Below are 17,967 nucleotides of genomic sequence, written 5' to 3'. Positions count from 1 at the left end.
CGTGCGGCCGCGTTCACCGGGCTCAGACACAGCTGGATAACGGGTGGACATACGGGGTTTTCTGTTCTGTCTACGCGCGTTACGCTGCGGCGAACCTTGCGCCCGCCGAGGGCGCTGCACACAAGGAGTCCCGCTCATGCGCCGCCTGTCCCGAATCGCTGCCGCAGGCATTGCGACCGCCGCCCTCGCCGTCTCCGTCACCGCCTGCGGTGGCACGTCCAGTGACGCGGCCGCCGACAAGGACAGCGGCAGCGGCGGCTCGAAGGGCAAGGGCCTCGCCCTCGCCTACGACGTCGGCGGAAAGGGCGACCAGTCCTTCAATGATGCCGCCTACGCCGGCATGGCGAAGGCCAAGAAGGACTTCGGTATCGGCGCGAAGGACATCGAGCCGACCGACGGCGAGTCCGACGCCGACAAGACGGCCCGCCTCGACCAGCTCGCCAAGCAGGGCTACAACCCGGTGATCGGGGTCGGTTACGCCTACGCCCCGGCCATCAAGGAGGTCGCGGCGAAGCACCCGAAGACCACCTTCGGCATCGTCGACGACGAGACGATCAAGGCGAAGAACGTCGCGGACCTCGTCTTCCACGAGGAGCAGAGCAGCTACCTGGCCGGTGTCGCCGCCGCCCTGAGCACCAAGACCAAGCACGTCGGCTTCGTCGGCGGCGTCGACGTACCGCTGATCCACAAGTTCGAGGCCGGGTTCGTCCAGGGCGTCCAGTCCGTGAACCCGAAGATCAAGATCGAGAAGCAGTACCTGACCGAGAAGGCCGAGGACGGCGGCTTCTCCAGCCCGAACCTGGGCAAGGAGGCCGCGAAGGGCCAGATCGACGCCGGTGCCGACGTCGTCTACCAGGCCGCGGGCCTCTCCGGCCAGGGCGTCATCGAGGCCGCCGCGACCGCCAAGGTCTGGGCGATCGGCGTCGACTCCGACCAGTACGCGCAGAAGCCGCTGGCGAAGTACAAGGACTACATCCTGACCTCCGCCACCAAGGACGTGTCCGGCGCGGTCTACAACCTCGTCAAGTCCGTCCAGGACGGCAAGCCGGAGACCGGCGTGGTCCGCGCCGACCTCGCCTCCGGCGGGGTGGACGTGGCCGCCTCGAACCCGAAGTTCTCCGGCGACGCGAAGATCCAGAAGGCGATCGAGCAGGCGAAGAAGGACATCGCCGACGGCAAGGTCAAGGTCAAGACCACCAGCTGACCCGCCTCCCCCGCCCCCGCCCGCTCGCCGGGCGGGGGCGGGGGAGCGGCGGAAACCGCCGCGACACCGCGCCGGAACGGGGCCCGGGGAGGATGTGTGCGCTCCCCGGGCCCCGCTTCGAAACGGCGGCGCGGGCACACTGACCCGGACGGACGGCCTGGCTCCGCGGCCCGTCCGCCCCCGGCCGGGCGACCGGCCCCAGCTCCACCTCCGTCAGTCCCGGGGCGTTGCGCACGCGGGCCCCCCTTCCGAGGAGAATGCGCCATCAACGCGTCTCAAAGCCCCCCGGCCGCGGGCCGGGCGCCCGCGGTCGAACTGGCGGGCATCACCAAGCGCTTCCCGGGCGTCGTCGCCAACCACGACATCCACCTCAGCGTCCGCAAGGGCACCGTGCACGCCCTCGTCGGCGAGAACGGGGCCGGCAAGTCCACCCTGATGAAGATCCTCTACGGCATGCAGAAGCCGGACGAGGGCGTCATCAGGGTCGACGGCGCCGAGGCCGTCTTCGGCTCCCCGGCCGACGCGATCGCCCGCGGCATCGGCATGGTGCACCAGCACTTCATGCTCGCCGACTACCTCACCGTCCTGGAGAACACCGTCCTCGGCAGCGAGAAGCTGCACGGGATCGGCGGCGCCGCCCGCCGCCGCATCGTGGAGATCTCCGAGCGCTACGGACTCAACGTGCGGCCCGACGCCCGCGTCGAGGACCTCGGCGTCGCCGAACGCCAGCGCGTGGAGATCCTGAAGGTCCTCTACCGGGGCGCGACCACCCTGATCCTCGACGAGCCGACCGCGGTCCTCGTCCCGCAGGAGGTCGACGCGCTCTTCGACAACCTGCGCGAACTCAAGGCCGAGGGCCTCAGCGTCATCTTCATCTCGCACAAGCTGGGCGAGGTGCTGTCCGTCGCCGACGACATCACCGTCATCCGGCGCGGTACGACGGTGGGCACCGCGATCCCGTCCGAGACGACGCCCAAGCAGCTCGCGGAACTCATGGTCGGCAGCGAACTGCCCACCCCGGAGACCGCCGAGTCCACCGTCACCGACAAGGCCCTGCTGAGCGTCGAGAACCTCCGGCTGCTGGCCGACGGCGGGCGGCCGGTGCTCGACGACGTGAGCTTCACGATCCACGAGGGCGAGGTCCTCGGCATCGCCGGCGTCGAGGGCAACGGGCAGACCGAACTCATCGACGCGCTCATCGGCCTCAAGGGCGCCGACCACGGCCGCATCCTGCTGGGCGGCGAGGAGATCACCCCGTGGTCCACCCGCAAGCGGCGTGAGCACGGCGTCGGCTACATCCCCGAGGACCGGCACCGCCACGGACTCCTGCTGGACGCCCCGCTGTGGGAGAACCGCATGCTGGGCCACGTCACCGAGGCGCCCGCCGCGAAGGGCTTCTGGCTCACGCCGAAGGCCGCGCAGCAGGACACCCGGCGCATCGTCGAGGAGTACGACGTGCGCACCCCCGGCATCGACGTGACGGCCGGATCGCTGTCCGGCGGCAACCAGCAGAAGCTGATCGTCGGCCGCGAGATGAGCCACAAGCCGCGCTTCCTGATCGCCGCGCACCCCACCCGGGGCGTGGACGTCGGCGCGCAGGCCCAGATCTGGGACCAGATCCGCGAGGCCCGCCGCGAAGGGCTCGCGGTCCTGCTGATCTCCGCCGACCTCGACGAGCTGATCGGCCTGTCCGACACGCTCCGCGTCATCTACCGCGGCCGGCTCGTCGCCGACGCCGACCCGGCGAGCATCACCCCCGAGGAGCTGGGCTCCGCCATGACGGGGGCCGCCACCGGCCACCTGGAGGACACCGAGGCCCACGGCCCCGCGTCCGGGCGGCCCCGCAGCCAGAACACCGTACCGGAGCAGCCGGAGGGCACCTCCCGATGACGAACCCTTCCGCGAACCAGGCGCCGGGAGCGCGGCCGAACACGGCCGCGGGGCCCGGCAAGGCCGCGGCGCCCGCCAAGAAGTGGGACAAGGAGCGGGTCCTGCTCGCGGTGGCCGGACCGGTCATCGCGCTGGTCGTCGCGCTCGTCCTCACCGGCGTCGTGCTGATCGCCTCCGGCAAGAACCCCGTCGAGCCCTTCCAGCTCATGTCCGAGCAGATCGGCTACTCCGACCAGCAGGTCCTCATCATCAACCAGGCCGGGGTGTACTACCTCGCGGCCCTCGCGGTCGCCGTCGGCTTCCGGATGAACCTGTTCAACATCGGCGTCGACGGCCAGTACCGGCTCGCCGCCGCCGTCACCGCCATCGTGGGCTTTCACCTCGCGCTGCCCTCGGTCCTCCAGATCCCCGTACTGATCGTCGTCGCGATGCTCACCGGCGCGATCTGGGCCGGGATCGCCGGGCTCCTCAAGGTGACCCGCGGGGTGAGCGAGGTCGTCGCGACGATCATGCTCAACTCGATCGCCACGAGCCTCATCGTGTGGCTGTGCCTCACCGACAACTTCGGCGTCCCGGTCGGCAACAACCAGACCACCGGCGTCATGGACAAGGCCGGCTGGTTCCCCGGCATCGGGATGGGCGCGGCCGGCGAGATCTACGGCTTCGTGTTCGTCGCCGTCGCCGCCGGAGTCGTCTACTGGCTGGTCCTCAACCGCACCCGCTTCGGCTTCGACCTGCGCGCCTCGGGCGCCTCCGAGTCGGCCGCCGCCGCGAGCGGGGTCAGCGCCAAGCGCATGGCGCTCACCGCGATGCTCATCTCGGGCGCCGTCGCGGGCCTCGCGGGGCTGCCCATCCTGCTCGGCGACACCCACACCTACAGCCAGAGCTTCCCGAGCGGACTCGGCTTCACCGGCATCACGATCGCCCTGCTCGGCCGCAACAACCCGGCCGGCATCGCGGTCTCCGCCCTGCTGATCGCCTTCCTCGACAAAGCCTCGTCCGTCCTGGACTACAACGGCTACGAGAAGGAGATCGCGACCATCATGCAGGGCCTCATCGTGATCGCCGTGGTGGTCGCGTACGAGCAGGTCCGGCTGTGGGGCCTGCGCCGCCAGCAGCGGCGCGTGGGCCTCGAACTGGCAGCGGCGGCCGCCGCCGTCCCGTCGTCCGACGAGCCCCAGAAGGAGGCGGCTGCCCGATGAGTACCCAGAGCACACCGACGACGTCCACCGACGTCAACAAGCCCGCGGCGCAGGCCAAGCCGCCCGCCCGCAAGCTGAGCCTGCCCGTCGTCCTGCTGCTCGTCGCGGGCCTGCTGGTCCTCACCTCCGTGGTGCGGCTGATCACCGGCGCCGACGGCATCACCTCCACCGGCCAGATGTCCGCCGCGCTGCGCCTGGCCGTGCCCATCGGCCTCGCCGGGCTCGGCGGGCTGTGGGCGGAACGCGCGGGCGTCGTCAACATCGGCCTCGAGGGCATGATGATCCTCGGCACGTGGTTCGGCGCCTGGGCCGGCTACCAGTGGGGCCCGTGGACCGGCATCGTCTTCGGCATCCTGGGCGGCGCGATCGGCGGACTGCTGCACGCGGTCATCACGATCACCTTCAACGTCAACCACATCGTCTCCGGTGTGGCCATCAACATCCTCGCCCTCGGCGCGACCCGCTACCTGTCGATCTTCACCTTCGCGGACGCGGACGGCGGTACGGCCAAGCAGTCCCCGCCCATCGACTCGCTCGGGACGTGGACCGTGCCCGGGGTCGCGGACGGGCTGCACGACCTCGGCGACAAGGGCTGGTTCCTCGTCTCCGACCTCGCCGGCCTGCTCGGCGGTGTCCTCACCGACCTCTCCCCGCTCACCCTCATCGCGATCCTGCTGGTCCCCGCGAGCTGGTGGGTGCTGTGGCGCACGAGCTTCGGGCTGCGGCTGCGCTCCTGCGGGGAGAACCCGGTGGCCGCCGAATCGCTCGGCGTCAACGTCTACAAGTACAAGTACCTCGCGGTGATCATCTCGGGCGGCTTCGCCGGTCTCGGCGGCGCCTTCCTGTCCCTGGTCTCCTCCAACATCTACCTGGAGGGCCAGACCGCCGGTCGCGGCTACATCGGCCTCGCCGCGATGATCTTCGGCAACTGGATGCCGGGCGGCCTCGCGCTCGGCGCGGGCCTGTTCGGCTACACCGACAGCCTGCGGCTGCGCGGGGGCGGCGAGAACGTGCACGCCGTCCTGCTGCTCCTCGTCTTCCTGCTCGCCTTCGCCGTCGCCTACCTGATCTGGCGCAAGCGGTTCCTGCCGGGCGCGGTCACGGCCCTCGCCGCCGCGCTGCTGCTCGTGTGGTACCTGTTGAGCGACGAGGTGCCTTCCCAGTTCGTCAGCATGACGCCGTACGTCGTGACGCTCCTGGTCCTCGCGCTGTCCGCGCAGCGACTGCGGATGCCGAAGGCCGACGGACTGCCGTACCGGAAGGGCCAGGGCGGATGACACAGGGCGCGGGGCGGCCGGCGGGGGCCGTCGAGTTCGGCCCCGCCGACTGGGACCGGCTGCGGGAGGCGGCGCGCTCCGCGATGCGCAGCGCCTACGCCCCGTACTCCCGCTACCCGGTGGGCGCCGCCGCCCGCGTGGACGACGGCCGTACCGTCAGCGGCTGCAACGTCGAGAACGCGAGCTACGGGCTGAGCCTGTGTGCCGAGTGCGGACTGGTCTCGCAGCTCCAGCTCAGCGGCGGCGGCCGGCTCACCCACTTCACGTGCGTGGACGGCACCGGCGCCGTCCTCATGCCGTGCGGGCGCTGCCGCCAGCTCCTGCACGAGCACGGCGGCCCCGGACTGCTGCTGGAGACCTCCGCCGGAATCCGCACGCTGGCCCAGCAACTCCCGGACGCCTTCGGCCCGGACAAGCTCTGAACACACCACCTCGTGGGCCCGGCGCCAGGCGTGCCGGGCCCACGGCTTCTCGTTTTCCCCTCTCTTGGAGACCTGCCATGGACGTCATCTCCGTCATCCGCGCCAAACGCGACCGGGACGAACTCAGCGACGCGCAGATCGACTGGGTCGTCGACGCCTACACGAAGGGCGCGGTCGCCGACGAGCAGATGTCGGCGCTGGCCATGGCGATCCTCCTCAACGGCATGAACCGCCGCGAGATCGCCCGCTGGACCGCCGCGATGATCGCCTCGGGCGAGCGCATGGACTTCTCCGCGCTCTCCCGCCCCACCGCCGACAAGCACTCCACGGGCGGCGTCGGCGACAAGATCACCCTGCCGCTCGCGCCGCTGGTCGCCGCGTGCGGGGCGGCCGTCCCGCAGCTCAGCGGACGGGGCCTGGGCCACACCGGCGGCACCCTCGACAAGCTGGAGTCGATCCCCGGCTGGCGCGCCGCCCTCAGCAACGAGGAGCTGATGCACGTCCTCGACACGACGGGCGCGGTGATCTGCGCGGCCGGTGACGGGCTGGCCCCGGCCGACAAGAAGCTGTACGCGCTGCGCGACGTCACCGGCACCGTCGAGGCGATCCCGCTCATCGCCTCCTCGATCATGTCGAAGAAGATCGCGGAGGGCACCGGTTCGCTCGTCCTCGACGTCAAGTGCGGCTCCGGCGCCTTCATGAAGAACGCGGCCGACGCGCGCGAACTCGCCGAGACGATGGTGGGCCTGGGCACCGACCACGGCGTGCGCACCGTCGCCCTCATCACCGACATGTCCACCCCGCTCGGCCTCACCGCCGGGAACGCCCTCGAAGTACGCGAATCCGTCGAGGTCCTGGCCGGGGGCGGCCCCGCCGACGTGGTCGAGCTGACCCTCGCCCTGGCCCGCGAGATGCTCGACGGCGCCGGGCTCACCGACGCCGACCCCGCGAAGGCCCTCGCCGACGGCTCCGCGATGGACGTGTGGCGCCGCATGATCGCCGCGCAGGGCGGCGACCCGGACGCGCCGCTGCCCACGGCCCGCGAGAGCCACGTCGTCACCGCCGGACGCGACGGAGTGCTCGGCCGCCTCGACGCGTACGACGTGGGCGTCGCCGCCTGGCGCCTGGGCGCGGGCCGCGCCCGCAAGGAGGACCCGGTGCAGGCGGGCGCCGGAGTGGAGATCCACGCCAAGCCGGGCGACCCGGTCCGCGCGGGGCAGCCCCTCCTCACCCTCCACACCGACACCCCGGACCGTTTCGCGTACGCCATGGAGTCCCTGGAGTCCGCCTACGACATCACCGACGAGGCGCCGGGCGCGGGGGCGATCGTCATGGACCGGATCAGCTGAGGTACGGCTGAGGTACGAGGAGCGCGGGGGCTGGGGGCGTTCACCGGCCGGGATCTTCCCGCCCCGCGGAAGTCCGCCCGCGCACCTGAGGACGGACGGCGGGCCCGTGGCGGTGCCCGCGCCCCGCACGTCCGTGGGCGGCGTGCCTGGACGGCGAGCCGGTGCGGGCCCGCCGCCCAGGCAGTACAGACGGGACCCGGCCGCCCCGGGCGCGGACCCGGGCGCGGGCGCGGACCCGGACCCGGGCGCCGACAGCGTGCGCGGAGCGGGCGGAAGGGCAGTACGGCAGGGGCGCTTCCGGTCAGGCGCTTCCGGTCGGGCGCGTGCGGTGTCAGGCGCGTGTGGTGGGCCGTCTGCGTAGCCGCACGAGCCCGTGGTTCCCGCACCCCGCACTCGACATCGCCCAGCCGAGGACTTCGGTCAGCCAGGCCAGTGCCTCGATCGACCACTCGCGGACCGTGCAGTCGACCTGGCCGAGGAACTCCAGCGATACGTAGGGAGCCCCCCGGAAGCGGACCGGCCCCGGGGCAGGCCGGTCACTTGCCGCCAGTACGGCCGCGTCACCGAGCCATGTCCGAGCCGTCGCGGCCACGTCGGCCACGTCCGCACGCTCGACACCCTCACCGGCCGAGGCGTACAGCTCGATGCCGGTCACTTCCGACCGGTCCGGGTCGGAGAACTCGAACCAGTCGCGGTCGTAGGCGAACTCCACCGGGTCACGGGGGAACCGGCCCAGCGGAACGAGGAAGTCACCCTCGTCGATCCGCGGTGTGCCGACCTTCCTGAGAACCCGGTCGAGCACGGCCCCGATCGGCTGGAGCGGAAGTCTGCCCGGTGCCGGGTCGCCGGTGTCGACCTGCAGCCAGATCAGTTCGGGCGCGTCGGAGCTTCCGGTCCACGAGTCGCCCGCGTCGTGATGGCTCCACCTGACCCGGGGTGACTCCTCCGACCCGTGGAACTCCGTCAGGCCCTGCATGACGCCCTGTCTGACGATCAGGCTGAACGCGTCGTCGTCCCGGCCGTCCGCGTACAGCCGGCCGGCCCACTCGTGGAGCTCGATCGAGCCCGTGAGGCTGACGATCAGTGTCGAATCCATACCGGTCAAGGGAAGCACACCTACGGGACAGCCCTTAGGCCCGGGGCAGGCAGGGATACGACTGCGGCGCCGTCACGGCCTGCTCGTTGCTGTCGGCGTGCCCGATGAGGTCGACGTCGATCCGCGTACGGTACGTCCACTTGGCACCCGGAGCGACTGGGCCCTGGGCGCACACCATGCGTGCCGTCGCCCGTCCCTTGCTGCCACCGCCGGGGTACGCGTTCTTCTTCACGCCCGAGCCGACCACGCGCCAGCCCTTCCCGGACTTCACCTCAAGCCAGATGGAGATGTTGGCCTTGGTGGCTTTGGTCGTCCCCTTGATCCACCAGCCGTGACCGGACATCGCCGCGGGAGACCCCGGCTTCGAGGTCGAGTAGTGCACCTTGTCGCCGGTCGTCGCGAAGAGACCGATGGGCGCGGCCGCGGCGGAAGGGGAACCCTCGACGCCGGGCGCGGCCTCGACCGCGGGGCTCGGCTTCGGCGCGGGAAGCTGCTCCGCGCGCGCCGTGGCGAAGGACGATCCGACGAGCGAGGCCGCCGCGAGTGAACTGACGAGAGCCAACCGAATGACGCGCACGTCTTTCCCCCCCCCAGAAAGGAAACGTGTCCGCTGGTCGTGCGGACACGGCGCCGACGCTAACACTCCTGCGGGGCAGGCTTCGGCCAATTCCCCGCGTGGCGGGGGTCGTTCACCGGCCCCCGCCTCCGCGCGGTCATCGTCGGCCGCCTCACCGGCCCGGCACCCGCGCACGCGCCGAGGAGGCGGCCGGGCGCCCCGCCGCCCCTTCCCCCGCGAGCCCGAATTCCCCCGGTCACAGCGGAACCCGGCGAGCATCGCTCGTCACAGGCCCTGTGCCCGGGTGGCTTCGTACGCCTGCCGCAACCGCTCGGAAGCGGAGGGGCTCGTGGGGTTCTCGCGCGGGACGCCGAGGTGGGTCTCGCGCAGTTCGTCCATGAGCTCGTTCGTGAGGTGCGGGGCGCCCTCCGCGAGGAGGCGGGCGCGCACCGCCAGCTCCGGGGTCGTGGGCCGGTGCCGCAGGCCCCAGGCGCCGAGGGCGACCATGACGGGGAGGGTCTGGATGCCGGCCTCGGTGAGGGTGTAGGTGGCTTTCTGGCCGCGTACGGCGTCGTCGCGGGTGAGGAGACCCGTCTCGACGAGCTTGCGCAGGCGGCTCGCGAGGACGTTGGACGCGATGTGCTCGTCGTTCCGGGTCAGCAGCTCGCGGAAGTGGCGACGTCCGCCGAAGATCACGTCGCGCAGCACGATCAGGGTCCACGGGTCTCCCAGGACCTCCACCGCGGCGTTGATCGCGCAACCCGAACGCGGCTCCTCACGCATCGCGCACCTCCTGACTGATTGCGACTCGCAACCCCTCCATCGTAAGGTTCGGTGACCAGTTGCTGATCGCAACCACTCACTGGAGGTGTTTGGCATGGCCAAGGTTCGCGTGCACAACTTTCACGTGTCCCTGGACGGCTACAGCGCAGGCGAGACGATCACGCTCGACAGACCGATGGGCGGTGCCGAGGGCATGTTCGCGGGCTTCGACGGGCGGTTCATCGACGGGGTGGGCGGCGTGGACGCCCCGATCACCCTCGATCGCGCTCTCACGAGCACCTGGGGTCAGGGCATCGGCGCCGAGATCATGGGCCGGGGCAAGTTCGGCCCGCAGACCGGCGAGTGGACCGACGACGAGTGGCGGGGCTGGTGGGGCGACGCGCCTCCCTTCGGCACGCCGGTGGTGGTGCTCAGCCACCACCGCCGTGAGCCCCTCCACTTCGACAACGGGACGAGCTTCCACTTCCTCGACGCCACACCCAAGGACGCGCTGGCGTTCGCCGAGGACCTCGCGGGCGGCCAGGACATCCGTATCGGCGGTGGCCCCTCCACCGTCCGGCAGTTCCTGGCGGCCGGTCTCATCGACTTCATGCACCTGATCACGGTGCCCGTCACCCTCGGCGGCGGAGTCTCGATGTGGGAGGGACTGGCCGGAGTCCAGGAGCGCTTCACCGTCGAGTCGACGACCTCGGCGAGCGGCCTCACCCACCACTTCTGGAACCGGGTCACCACCGGGTCGGCCTGAAGGGAGGGGGCGGGGCGACCGGCCGCCGGGAGGTGACGTTCGCGCGCGCCTGACCGGCCCGGTCCGGGCCCGGGAGGGCGCTTACGGGGACGGGGGAGGGGACGGGGGCGGGGGGGGACCTGGCCAGGTCCCGCCCCCCGGCGCCATGGTGCCGGGGCCCGGTCCCGTTTCCCCCGCCGGTGACGGGCCCCCGGGGCGGTCAACCGCCTCAGGAGGCACCAGATCGCGCACCAACCTCCGTCAAAGAGGCGGCGTTTGGGAGTTCGCTACGGTTGGATGACCCCATGAGCAGCGAAACCCGCCCCCTGGAACTGCGGCCCGCACGTCCCGGCGACGTCGAGGCGGTCGCCGACATCTGGTACCACGGATGGGGTGACGGCCACCGGGGCAAGGTCCCCGACGCGCTGGTCGAGGCCCGCCCCCGGGACTCCTTCGGCGTGCGCGCCGCACAACGCGTCACGGACACGGTCGTCGCCGTGGTGGACGGCCGGGTGGCGGGCTTCGTCATGGTGGCCGGTGACGAGGTCGAGCAGGTCTACGTCGGCGCCGCCCACCGTGGCACGGCCGTCGCCCCCGCCCTGCTGTCCGCCGCCGAGGATCTGGTCGCGACGGCGGGCCACCGGCGGGCCTGGCTCGCCGTCGTGCCCGGCAACGCCCGTGCCCGCCGCTTCTACGCACGGCAGGGCTGGCAGGACGAGGGCCTCTTCGACCACCACGCCCCCGGCCTGGACGGACCCGTACGGGTGCCCGCCCACCGGTACGTGAAGGACCTCTCCGGCGAGTGAGACCAGGACCGACGCGCGGGCCCGCGCCACAGGGCGCTGACCGGCACCGTACGCACCGGCCTCGTCCAAGGCCGCGAACACCAGCGGTAGGGGTGTACGGGCACGTGCCGCCCGCCGGTCCACGACCAACGACACACGTTCCTCGGCCTGCCCGGGTGTGATCGCTCCGCGCTTCACCGCGCTCGCGGCCAACGCCGCCGCGTATGCCGGGGCCGGAAGCAGACCATGGACGATGCCGACCTCGAACAGCCTGATCTCGGCGGCCCGCCCCTCGTACGCCACGTACTCCTGGAACCCCTCCAACAGGTTCCCGTGCCGGATCTCCCGCCGTGCGCGTGCGCGCGGTGCCGGGAGGGCGAGGCGGCCGGCGACGAGTCCGTGGCGCTGCGGAAGCCGCGCGAACGGGTCAACGAGGAGAACGCGTGGCGGTGTTCGATCCGGCGGCAGGGGTGACGGCGGCCGAGGGCGCCTCCGTGAACCGCCGCCGGTACGCCACCGGGCTCAACCCGGTCTCCTTCTTCAGCCGCGCTCGCAGATTCGCCGCCGTGCCGAGCCCGGAGCGGCGGGCGACGACTTCCATCCGTTCCTCCCCCGACTCGATCAGCCGGCAGGCTTGGGTGACCCGTTGAGCGTTCAGCCAGGCGAGTGGTGTCGTGCCGAGCTGGGACCGGAAGCGTCGGTGCAGCGTCGCGGGGCTGGTCGCGGCCCGTTCCGCGAGCGCCGCCACCGTCAACGGCTGGGCCAGCCGCTCTCCCGCCCACTCCAGCAGCGGCCCCAGGGAGGTGTCCGGGACGTCGGGCAGCGGCCGTTCCACGAACTGCCGCTGGCCGCCGTCCCGGTGGGCCGAGAACACCAGCCGTCTGCTCACCGAGTTCGCGATCTCCGCGCCGTGGTCGCGCCGCACGACGTACAGCCCGAGATCGAGTGCGGCGGCGCTGCCCGCCGCCGTCAGGATGTCGCCGTCGTCCAGGAAGAGGACGTCCGGCTCCAGCCGTACGGCGGGGAACCGCTCACGGAACGCGCGCTCCCACTGCCAGTGCGCGGTGGCCCGGCGGCCGTCCAGCACGCCCGCCTCCGCGAGCGTGAACGCCCCCGAGCAGAAGCCGAGGAGCCGGGCGCCGCGCGCGTGCGCCGCGCGGATCGCGTCGAGCACGGCCGGGCTCCTGGGCACCTCCACGTCGGGCCGGTTCGGCACGATCACGGTGTCGGCGTCCTCCAGAGCCGTCAGCGGCCCGACCCCGGTGAGCGTGAAGAAGCCCTGCCGCATCCGGGTCAGTGGCTGCTCGGCGCACAGCGAGAACCCGTACAGCGCGCGGCCCAGCTCGGGACGGTCCAGGCCGAAGATCTCGATCGCGCAGCTCAGCTCGAAGGGGTTCGAGCCCTCGTCCACGAGGACGACGACGCGGTGCGGGGCGGTGGCCGTCGGCTTACCGGTGCCGGGGGCCTGCGAGGATTCTTGCGCCATATGCCATTCCTAGCACTCCCGGCGGGGGCGCGGCGCGCGCAGGATGGGCCTCATGAAGCCCGACTCGCAGCCCCGCTCGCTGTCCGCCGTCCTCGACTCCTTCGACGCGCGCTGGAGCCCCCGCATCGTGACCCGCGTCAACGACTACGACGTCCGCGTCGCGAAAGCGGAGGGCGAGCACGTGTGGCACGTCCACGAGGACACCGACGAGTTCTTCCTGGTGACCGAGGGGGAACTGCGGATCGCCCTGCGCGAGGACGGCGCCGAACGCGAGGTCGTCCTGCCCGCCGGTTCGGTCTTCACCGTCCCGCGCGGCACCTGGCACCGCCCTTCCGCCCCCACCGGGGCGTCCCTGCTCCTGCTCGAACCCACCGGGACCTCCAGCGTCGGGGACGCCCACGACCCGGTGCCGGAACACGTGGACGCCACGACGGGGCACCACCTGGAGGCTTAGGCGTCAGTCTTACGTACGGGGCACTAGGCAGGAGGTCGCTGTGACCCGCGCCGGCCACGAGCCCGTGGCGACAGTCGCGCCCGACGACCAGCAGGCGCTGAAGGAGACGGCGTACCTGCTCAGGAGCCCCGGGAACGCCCGTAAGGAGACCTGGCTCGTCAGGGTGACGATCGTGCAAGACGGGGTGCGGATCGCCTCTTGCCGCTGTCACTACGGCTCCTGACGAAGCGGCCGGGGCCGTACGGCTGCCGTCTCGACATGCCGGCAGCCTGGCCCCCGCCCTCGTGTCCGTGCGTCCCGTCTCCGGAACCCCTGCCTAGCCCCGCGCGTGCCGTACCAGCGCGTCCGGGAGCGTCCTGGTGATCTCGTCGCCGAGTTTCTCGAACTCCCTGCGCAGGAACGGGGAGGCGAGCGAGGCGACGCCCTTGAAGTTGATCGTCGCGTGGTACGAGACGCGGGTCGTGCCGCCGTCCTCGGCCGGGCTGAAGGACAGGTCGTCGGTGGTGGAGGCGGTCTTGTTGCGGCCCTCGAACACCAGCCGGTCCGGGTCGAACCGGTCCAGCCGGTAGGTGAGTTCGGTCTTGCGGCCACGGAACTCGGAGACGTTGTGCCAGTGGGCCCCGGTCTCCACCGGCCGCCCCTCCTCCCCGTCCGCCCGGGTGCACTCGACCGTGCCCGGGTCCCAGTCCACGGCGTGCGCGAAGTCGGAGAGGTAGGCCACCACCTCGTCCAGGGGGACGGGGACGGTCATGACGCGCTCGACGTGGATCATCGGGTTCCTCGCTCCGTTGCGGGCCGTTGCGGGCGGCGGGAGCCCGGGGCCCGGCGGGCCCACGACGGCTCCAGGTCTCTCCCCTTCCCCCGGGCGCGCCTCCGGACGCCTCGGCCGGCCCGCGTTCCTCCGTCCGGGGGTTCGGCCGCCCCCTCCGGCCCCCCGGGCACCTCAGGGGCCCCTGACCGCCCCGGGCACGTCAGAGAGGCCCGCCAGCCTGCGGATGTCCCTGGTGCCCCAAGCGGCACAGGTCACCCCAGCAGCGCCGCGATCACCACCAGGACCGGGACCGCCGCGATCGTCGACAACAGGATCGACTCGCGGGCCAGCCGTTCCGCGACCCCGTACCGGGAGGCGTACGTGTAGAGGTTCTGCGCCGCCGGCAGCGCCGAGGTCACCACGACGTCCAGCAGGTCGTGCCCGCCCAGACCGAAGGGGCCCGCCGCGAGCGCCCACGCGATCAGCGGCTGTCCGACCGCCTTCAGGGCCGCAGAGAGCAGCACCGGGCCCCGGTCCGTGCCCCGGCCGGGCAGCGTCGCGCCGCACAGCGAGATGCCGAAGGCGAGCAGCACGGCCGGTACCGACATGTTGCCGATCAGCGTCAGCGGGTCCATGACCGGGCCCGGCACCCGCAGCCCGGACGCCGAGACCAGCACCCCCGACAGCGAGCCCACCGCCACCGGGTTGCGCAACGGCGTCAGCAGTTGCCGTACGAGACCGCCGCGTTGCCGGTCCGGGCGGCTCAGGTCCAGGACCGTCAGCGCCACCGGAGTCGCCACGATCTGCTGGAACAGCAGCACCGGGGCCACCAGCGAGGCGTCCCCCAGCACATACACGGCGATCGGGATGCCGAGGTTGCCCGCGTTGACGTACCCCGAGCACAGCGCGCCGATCGTGCCCGCGCCCACGCCCCAGCGCCGAACCGCCGCGACCGCCACGAAGACCCCCGAGACCGCCGCCGTCGCGCACGCCGTGACCAGCAGCTTGCCCGAGAGGATCACCGACAGGTCGGCCCGCGCGAGCGTCGTGAACAGCAGCGCGGGGGTGGCCACGTGGAAGGCCAGCCGGGTCAGCACCTCCCGCCCGTTGTCCCCGATCCGGCCACTGCGGCCCAGCGCGTAGCCCACCGCGATGACGACGGCGATCACCCAGAAACCCGTCAGCACCCCGCGCACGCGGCCGCCCCCGGAGCGAGCAGGGACGGGGCCGGTATCGGGGGGCGGGGACCCGCTGCGGGCCCGGTTCCATGAGGCATGCAGACAATTGTCCGGCGGCGCGTGACCGGGTCAAGGCGCAGGTCAGCGGGTGGCCACCGGGCCCGGAACCTCGGCGGCCGAGGGATGGCCGGGCCCTGCGGCGAGACGGAACCGCCGGGCGCGGGCCCCTCAGCCCTCCAGCCGCGCCGGCAGGCCGAACAGCGGGAACCAGCGGGCGGTGTCCATGAAGCAGTGCACCCCCAGAACCCGGCCGTCCCGCACCTCCATCACCTGGAGCGCCCACGGGCTGAACCCCCCGTCAGGCTCCGCGTGGTAGTGCGCGAAGGCGGGCGCGCCGTTCGCCACCACCGGTCTCAGCCTTGAGTTCCGGCACACCGCGCCGGGGCCCAGCATCCAGTCCGTGAAGTTCCCCGGACCCTGAATCCACAGGTCGTACGGGGGCATCGACATCACGACGTCCTCGTGCAGCACCGCCGTGAGCGCCTCCATGTCGTACCCCTCGAAGGCCGCGACGTAGCGGGCCAGCAGCTTCTGCTGCTCCCCGTCGAGCGGGGCGGCCGGATCGCTCTCACGCGCCGGGCTCTCGGCGAGCGTGGCCCGAGCCCGCTGGAGCGCGCTGTTGACGGAGGCGACCGACGTCTCCAGCAGCTCGGCGACCTCGCCCGCCCGCCACGCCAGGACCTCGCGCAGGATCAGCACCGCGCGCTGCCTCGCCGGCAGGCGCTGGAGCGCCGCGACGAACGCGAGCCGCACCGACTCGCGGCCCACCGCCGCCTCCGCCGGGTCCGCCGCGCCCTGCGGCAGCACCCGCGCGTCCGGGACCGGCTCCAGCCAGCTCGGCTCCGCACGCGTCTTCAGCACCGCCGTGGCGACGGTCTGCGGTTGCGAGAGATCCATCGGCAGCGCCCTGCGGCTGCCCGCGTTCAGCGCGTCCAGGCACACGTTGGTCGCGATGCGGTACAGCCAGGAACGGAGACTGGACCGGCCCTCGAACCTGTCGAGACCGCGCCAGGCCCGCACCATCGTGTCCTGCACCGCGTCCTCGGCCTCGAAGACCGAACCCAGCATCCGGTAGCAGTACCCGGTCAGTTCGACCCGGTACTCCTCCAACTCCGGACCCGGACCCGGACCCAGCCCCGGATGCGGACCCGGACCCGGCTCCAGCTCCGGACCCCGCTCCAGCTCCGGACCCGGCTTCCTCGTGGTCCGTGCGATCTCGCCCATCCCTCACCACCCCATGGCCGCGCGGCGCGTCGCGACGTCGCGACGGCACTGATGAGGACGTTACTGGGAGCGACTGACAACGGGGTTCCGGACCGTGGAACTTTCAGGAGACCGGAGAACATCCAGGAGCAGGGGGAGACCGCCGACCGCTCGCGCGCCGCCACCGTCCCGTACGAGGTCGCGAAGCGGGGCGACAGCTTCTGCCGTGCCGAGGGGATCTGGTCCGGCACGCTCCGATACCGCCGAACCGCCGAACCGCCGAACCGCCGACACCGCTGACACCGCCGATACCGTCGGCGCTGTCGTCGCTCGGGGGCGGCGGGCCCGCTGCCCGGCCCGCTCGCTCATGCCTCCAGCGCATCCAAACGCGATAATCGATCCCATGGAGCATGAGCGCGGTTCGGAGGGGTCCGGGCAGCGGACCCGTGGCGCGGGGAACCCCTCGCGGAGCGCGGGCGCGGGCGCGGGCCCGGCCCCTGGTGCGGCGCCCGGCCCGGTCCCGCCGGCGGGGACCGCCCCCGCCACCCCGCCCGCCCCCGTGGCCCGCCCCGTCGCCGCCCTCGACCCCGGGTCCTGGCCCGCCGTGCTCGCGCCGCGTCTCGCCGCCTTCGCCGGGGTCGCCCGCACCGAGCACGTCACGCGGGCCGCGCACGCCATGCGGGTACCGCAGTCCACCTTGTCGCGCGCGCTCGCGCGGCTGGAGGACGACCTCGGGGTGCCGCTGTTCGCCCGGCGCGGCCGCACCCTGTCCCTGACCCCGGCCGGCCGCACCTTCCTCGTGAGCGTCGAACGCGCCCTCGGCGAGGTCGAACGCGCCGCCGAGGAGGTCCGCGCCGACGCCGACCCGGCCACCGGGAAGGTCGCCTTCGGCTTCCTGCACACCCTCGGTTCCGAGACCGTGCCCGGCCTGCTCCGCGCCTTCCGCGCCGAGCACCCCCGCGTCCGCTTCACCCTCGTGCAGACCTACGGCGAGGCCATGCTGGAGCGGCTGCGGGCCGGTGAACTCGACCTGTGCCTGACCTCGCCGGTGCCCGAGGCGCCCGACCTCGTCGCCCGCCGCCTCGACGAACAACGGCTGCGCCTCGTCGTCCCCGAAAACCACCGGCTCGCCGCCCGCCGCCGGGTCCGGCTCGCCGAGGCCGCCGAGGAGACCTTCGTGACCCTCGAAGCGGGCTACGGGCTGCGCCGCATCACCGACGCGCTGTGCGCCGAGGCCGGGTTCCGGCCCAGAGTCGCCTTCGAGGGCGAGGAGGCCGAGACCCTGCGCGGACTCGTCGCCGCCGGACTCGGAGTCGCGCTCCTGCCGCCGCCCGCCGTGCCGAGGCCGGGCGTCGCCGAACTCGCCGTCACCAGCCCGCGCGCCGTCCGCGAGATCGGCCTCGCCTGGCTCGAAGGGCACCACGACAGCCCGCCCGTCGCCGCCTTCAAACGCTTCCTGCTCTCCCGCCGGGGCCACCTCCTGCCCGACCCCGCGCACGGCCACGACTCCGACAACGGATGAGCGTACGAACCGACTTGGCGGCCCC

Annotated in this window: 19 protein-coding genes and 1 pseudogene; 12 read left to right on the top strand and 8 right to left on the bottom strand. The window is 72.6% G+C overall.

What is annotated here, in order from left to right:
* Positions 1 to 136 precede the first annotated feature (136 nt).
* The 6 genes from ACFYMP_RS21505 to ACFYMP_RS21480 all read left to right on the top strand — a co-directional run bounded on the left by ACFYMP_RS21505 (position 137) and on the right by ACFYMP_RS21480 (position 7,344).
* Positions 137 to 1,204, top strand: a complete 1,068-nt coding sequence (locus tag ACFYMP_RS21505; RefSeq protein ID WP_388859893.1) for a BMP family protein — start codon at positions 137 to 139, stop codon at positions 1,202 to 1,204.
* 315 nt (positions 1,205 to 1,519) lie between these two features.
* Positions 1,520 to 3,094: an ABC transporter ATP-binding protein gene (locus tag ACFYMP_RS21500; protein ID WP_388860154.1), complete on the top strand. Its 1,575-nt coding sequence runs from the start codon at positions 1,520 to 1,522 to the stop codon at positions 3,092 to 3,094.
* Positions 3,091 to 4,296 carry an ABC transporter permease gene (locus tag ACFYMP_RS21495; protein ID WP_388859890.1) on the top strand — a complete coding sequence of 402 codons (1,206 nt, stop codon included), beginning with the start codon at positions 3,091 to 3,093 and terminating at the stop codon, positions 4,294 to 4,296. The genes ACFYMP_RS21500 and ACFYMP_RS21495 overlap by 4 nt, the downstream gene beginning before the upstream one ends.
* Positions 4,293 to 5,573: an ABC transporter permease gene (locus ACFYMP_RS21490; protein WP_388859887.1), complete on the top strand. Its 1,281-nt coding sequence runs from the start codon at positions 4,293 to 4,295 to the stop codon at positions 5,571 to 5,573. Before ACFYMP_RS21495 ends, ACFYMP_RS21490 begins: the two co-directional genes overlap by 4 nt.
* On the top strand, positions 5,570 to 5,995 hold the full coding sequence (locus tag ACFYMP_RS21485) for a cytidine deaminase (RefSeq protein WP_388859885.1): 426 nt from the start codon (positions 5,570 to 5,572) through the stop codon (positions 5,993 to 5,995). Before ACFYMP_RS21490 ends, ACFYMP_RS21485 begins: the two co-directional genes overlap by 4 nt.
* A 77-nt stretch (positions 5,996 to 6,072) precedes the next feature.
* Positions 6,073 to 7,344 (top strand): thymidine phosphorylase, encoded by a 1,272-nt coding sequence (locus ACFYMP_RS21480; RefSeq protein ID WP_388859883.1) that lies wholly within the window; start codon positions 6,073 to 6,075, stop codon positions 7,342 to 7,344.
* A 331-nt stretch (positions 7,345 to 7,675) separates the two neighbouring features.
* Here ACFYMP_RS21480 and ACFYMP_RS21475 read toward each other — a convergent pair whose 3' ends face one another.
* From ACFYMP_RS21475 to ACFYMP_RS21465, 3 genes are all read right to left on the bottom strand, one after another.
* Entirely contained in the window at positions 7,676 to 8,440 is a 765-nt protein-coding gene (locus ACFYMP_RS21475; RefSeq protein WP_388859880.1) for a hypothetical protein, read from the bottom strand.
* 34 nt (positions 8,441 to 8,474) lie between these two features.
* Positions 8,475 to 9,017: a hypothetical protein gene (locus tag ACFYMP_RS21470; RefSeq protein ID WP_388859877.1), complete on the bottom strand. Its 543-nt coding sequence runs from the start codon at positions 9,015 to 9,017 to the stop codon at positions 8,475 to 8,477.
* Positions 9,018 to 9,281: 264 nt separating this feature from the next.
* Positions 9,282 to 9,779 carry a winged helix-turn-helix transcriptional regulator gene (locus tag ACFYMP_RS21465; protein WP_388859874.1) on the bottom strand — a complete coding sequence of 166 codons (498 nt, stop codon included), beginning with the start codon at positions 9,777 to 9,779 and terminating at the stop codon, positions 9,282 to 9,284.
* Positions 9,780 to 9,873: 94 nt separating this feature from the next.
* Here ACFYMP_RS21465 and ACFYMP_RS21460 point away from each other — a divergent pair, with 94 nt between their 5' ends.
* Positions 9,874 to 10,524, top strand: coding sequence for a dihydrofolate reductase family protein (locus ACFYMP_RS21460; RefSeq protein WP_388859871.1), 651 nt, complete (start codon positions 9,874 to 9,876; stop codon positions 10,522 to 10,524).
* A 284-nt stretch (positions 10,525 to 10,808) separates the two neighbouring features.
* The gene (locus ACFYMP_RS21455) at positions 10,809 to 11,309 is read left to right on the top strand and encodes a GNAT family N-acetyltransferase (RefSeq protein WP_388859868.1); all 501 of its coding nucleotides are present in this window, start codon (positions 10,809 to 10,811) and stop codon (positions 11,307 to 11,309) included.
* Positions 11,310 to 11,360: 51 nt separating this feature from the next.
* Here ACFYMP_RS21455 and ACFYMP_RS21450 read toward each other — a convergent pair.
* A pseudogene (locus ACFYMP_RS21450) lies at positions 11,361 to 11,591 on the bottom strand (Scr1 family TA system antitoxin-like transcriptional regulator); the annotation flags it as partial.
* Here ACFYMP_RS21450 and ACFYMP_RS21445 point away from each other — a divergent pair.
* A complete protein-coding gene (locus tag ACFYMP_RS21445; RefSeq protein ID WP_388859865.1) occupies positions 11,535 to 11,762 on the top strand; it encodes a hypothetical protein in 228 nt (75 codons plus the stop codon). The pseudogene ACFYMP_RS21450 and the gene ACFYMP_RS21445 overlap by 57 nt on opposite strands.
* Here ACFYMP_RS21445 and ACFYMP_RS21440 read toward each other — a convergent pair.
* Positions 11,716 to 12,774 carry a GlxA family transcriptional regulator gene (locus tag ACFYMP_RS21440; RefSeq protein ID WP_388859862.1) on the bottom strand — a complete coding sequence of 353 codons (1,059 nt, stop codon included), beginning with the start codon at positions 12,772 to 12,774 and terminating at the stop codon, positions 11,716 to 11,718. The two genes, ACFYMP_RS21445 and ACFYMP_RS21440, sit on opposite strands and share 47 nt — an antisense overlap.
* 52 nt (positions 12,775 to 12,826) lie before the next feature.
* Here ACFYMP_RS21440 and ACFYMP_RS21435 point away from each other — a divergent pair, with 52 nt between their 5' ends.
* Positions 12,827 to 13,228 carry a cupin domain-containing protein gene (locus ACFYMP_RS21435; RefSeq protein WP_388859859.1) on the top strand — a complete coding sequence of 134 codons (402 nt, stop codon included), beginning with the start codon at positions 12,827 to 12,829 and terminating at the stop codon, positions 13,226 to 13,228.
* A gap of 40 nt (positions 13,229 to 13,268) precedes the next feature.
* Positions 13,269 to 13,451, top strand: a complete 183-nt coding sequence (locus ACFYMP_RS21430; RefSeq protein WP_388859856.1) for a hypothetical protein — start codon at positions 13,269 to 13,271, stop codon at positions 13,449 to 13,451.
* Positions 13,452 to 13,544: 93 nt separating this feature from the next.
* On the opposite strand, the gene ACFYMP_RS21425 is transcribed toward ACFYMP_RS21430, so the two are convergent.
* From ACFYMP_RS21425 to ACFYMP_RS21415, 3 genes are all read right to left on the bottom strand, one after another.
* Positions 13,545 to 14,000 carry an SRPBCC family protein gene (locus tag ACFYMP_RS21425; RefSeq protein ID WP_388859854.1) on the bottom strand — a complete coding sequence of 152 codons (456 nt, stop codon included), beginning with the start codon at positions 13,998 to 14,000 and terminating at the stop codon, positions 13,545 to 13,547.
* A 251-nt stretch (positions 14,001 to 14,251) separates the two neighbouring features.
* Positions 14,252 to 15,175 carry an AEC family transporter gene (locus ACFYMP_RS21420; RefSeq protein ID WP_388859852.1) on the bottom strand — a complete coding sequence of 308 codons (924 nt, stop codon included), beginning with the start codon at positions 15,173 to 15,175 and terminating at the stop codon, positions 14,252 to 14,254.
* A gap of 210 nt (positions 15,176 to 15,385) precedes the next feature.
* Positions 15,386 to 16,441, bottom strand: a complete 1,056-nt coding sequence (locus ACFYMP_RS21415) for a sigma-70 family RNA polymerase sigma factor (RefSeq protein WP_388859849.1) — start codon at positions 16,439 to 16,441, stop codon at positions 15,386 to 15,388.
* Positions 16,442 to 16,823: 382 nt separating this feature from the next.
* On the opposite strand from ACFYMP_RS21415, the gene ACFYMP_RS21410 reads away from it, so the two are divergent.
* A complete protein-coding gene (locus ACFYMP_RS21410) occupies positions 16,824 to 17,942 on the top strand; it encodes a LysR family transcriptional regulator (RefSeq protein WP_388859847.1) in 1,119 nt (372 codons plus the stop codon).
* The last annotated feature ends 25 nt before the right edge of the window (positions 17,943 to 17,967 follow it).

The sequence above is a fragment of the Streptomyces sp. NPDC007088 genome, assembly GCF_042869355.1.
Taxonomy (GTDB): Bacteria; Actinomycetota; Actinomycetes; order Streptomycetales; family Streptomycetaceae; genus Streptomyces.
The sequence above is the reverse complement of the archived record's forward strand: the minus strand, read 5'-3'. Positions and strand labels throughout refer to the sequence as shown.

What these genes read in the sequence shown, in the direction of transcription:
- ACFYMP_RS21505 (WP_388859893.1), top strand. Translation starts at nt 137, where the DNA reads ATGCGCCGCCTGTCCCGAATCGCTGCCGCAGGCATTGCGACCGCCGCC.
- ACFYMP_RS21495 (WP_388859890.1), top strand. Translation starts at nt 3,091, where the DNA reads ATGACGAACCCTTCCGCGAACCAGGCGCCGGGAGCGCGGCCGAACACG.
- ACFYMP_RS21490 (WP_388859887.1), top strand. Translation starts at nt 4,293, where the DNA reads ATGAGTACCCAGAGCACACCGACGACGTCCACCGACGTCAACAAGCCC.
- ACFYMP_RS21485 (WP_388859885.1), top strand. Translation starts at nt 5,570, where the DNA reads ATGACACAGGGCGCGGGGCGGCCGGCGGGGGCCGTCGAGTTCGGCCCC.
- ACFYMP_RS21480 (WP_388859883.1), top strand. Translation starts at nt 6,073, where the DNA reads ATGGACGTCATCTCCGTCATCCGCGCCAAACGCGACCGGGACGAACTC.
- ACFYMP_RS21475 (WP_388859880.1), bottom strand. Translation starts at nt 8,440, where the DNA reads ATGGATTCGACACTGATCGTCAGCCTCACGGGCTCGATCGAGCTCCAC.
- ACFYMP_RS21465 (WP_388859874.1), bottom strand. Translation starts at nt 9,779, where the DNA reads ATGCGTGAGGAGCCGCGTTCGGGTTGCGCGATCAACGCCGCGGTGGAG.
- ACFYMP_RS21460 (WP_388859871.1), top strand. Translation starts at nt 9,874, where the DNA reads ATGGCCAAGGTTCGCGTGCACAACTTTCACGTGTCCCTGGACGGCTAC.
- ACFYMP_RS21455 (WP_388859868.1), top strand. Translation starts at nt 10,809, where the DNA reads ATGAGCAGCGAAACCCGCCCCCTGGAACTGCGGCCCGCACGTCCCGGC.
- ACFYMP_RS21445 (WP_388859865.1), top strand. Translation starts at nt 11,535, where the DNA reads ATGGACGATGCCGACCTCGAACAGCCTGATCTCGGCGGCCCGCCCCTC.
- ACFYMP_RS21440 (WP_388859862.1), bottom strand. Translation starts at nt 12,774, where the DNA reads ATGGCGCAAGAATCCTCGCAGGCCCCCGGCACCGGTAAGCCGACGGCC.
- ACFYMP_RS21435 (WP_388859859.1), top strand. Translation starts at nt 12,827, where the DNA reads ATGAAGCCCGACTCGCAGCCCCGCTCGCTGTCCGCCGTCCTCGACTCC.
- ACFYMP_RS21425 (WP_388859854.1), bottom strand. Translation starts at nt 14,000, where the DNA reads ATGATCCACGTCGAGCGCGTCATGACCGTCCCCGTCCCCCTGGACGAG.
- ACFYMP_RS21415 (WP_388859849.1), bottom strand. Translation starts at nt 16,441, where the DNA reads ATGGGCGAGATCGCACGGACCACGAGGAAGCCGGGTCCGGAGCTGGAG.
- ACFYMP_RS21410 (WP_388859847.1), top strand. Translation starts at nt 16,824, where the DNA reads ATGGAGCATGAGCGCGGTTCGGAGGGGTCCGGGCAGCGGACCCGTGGC.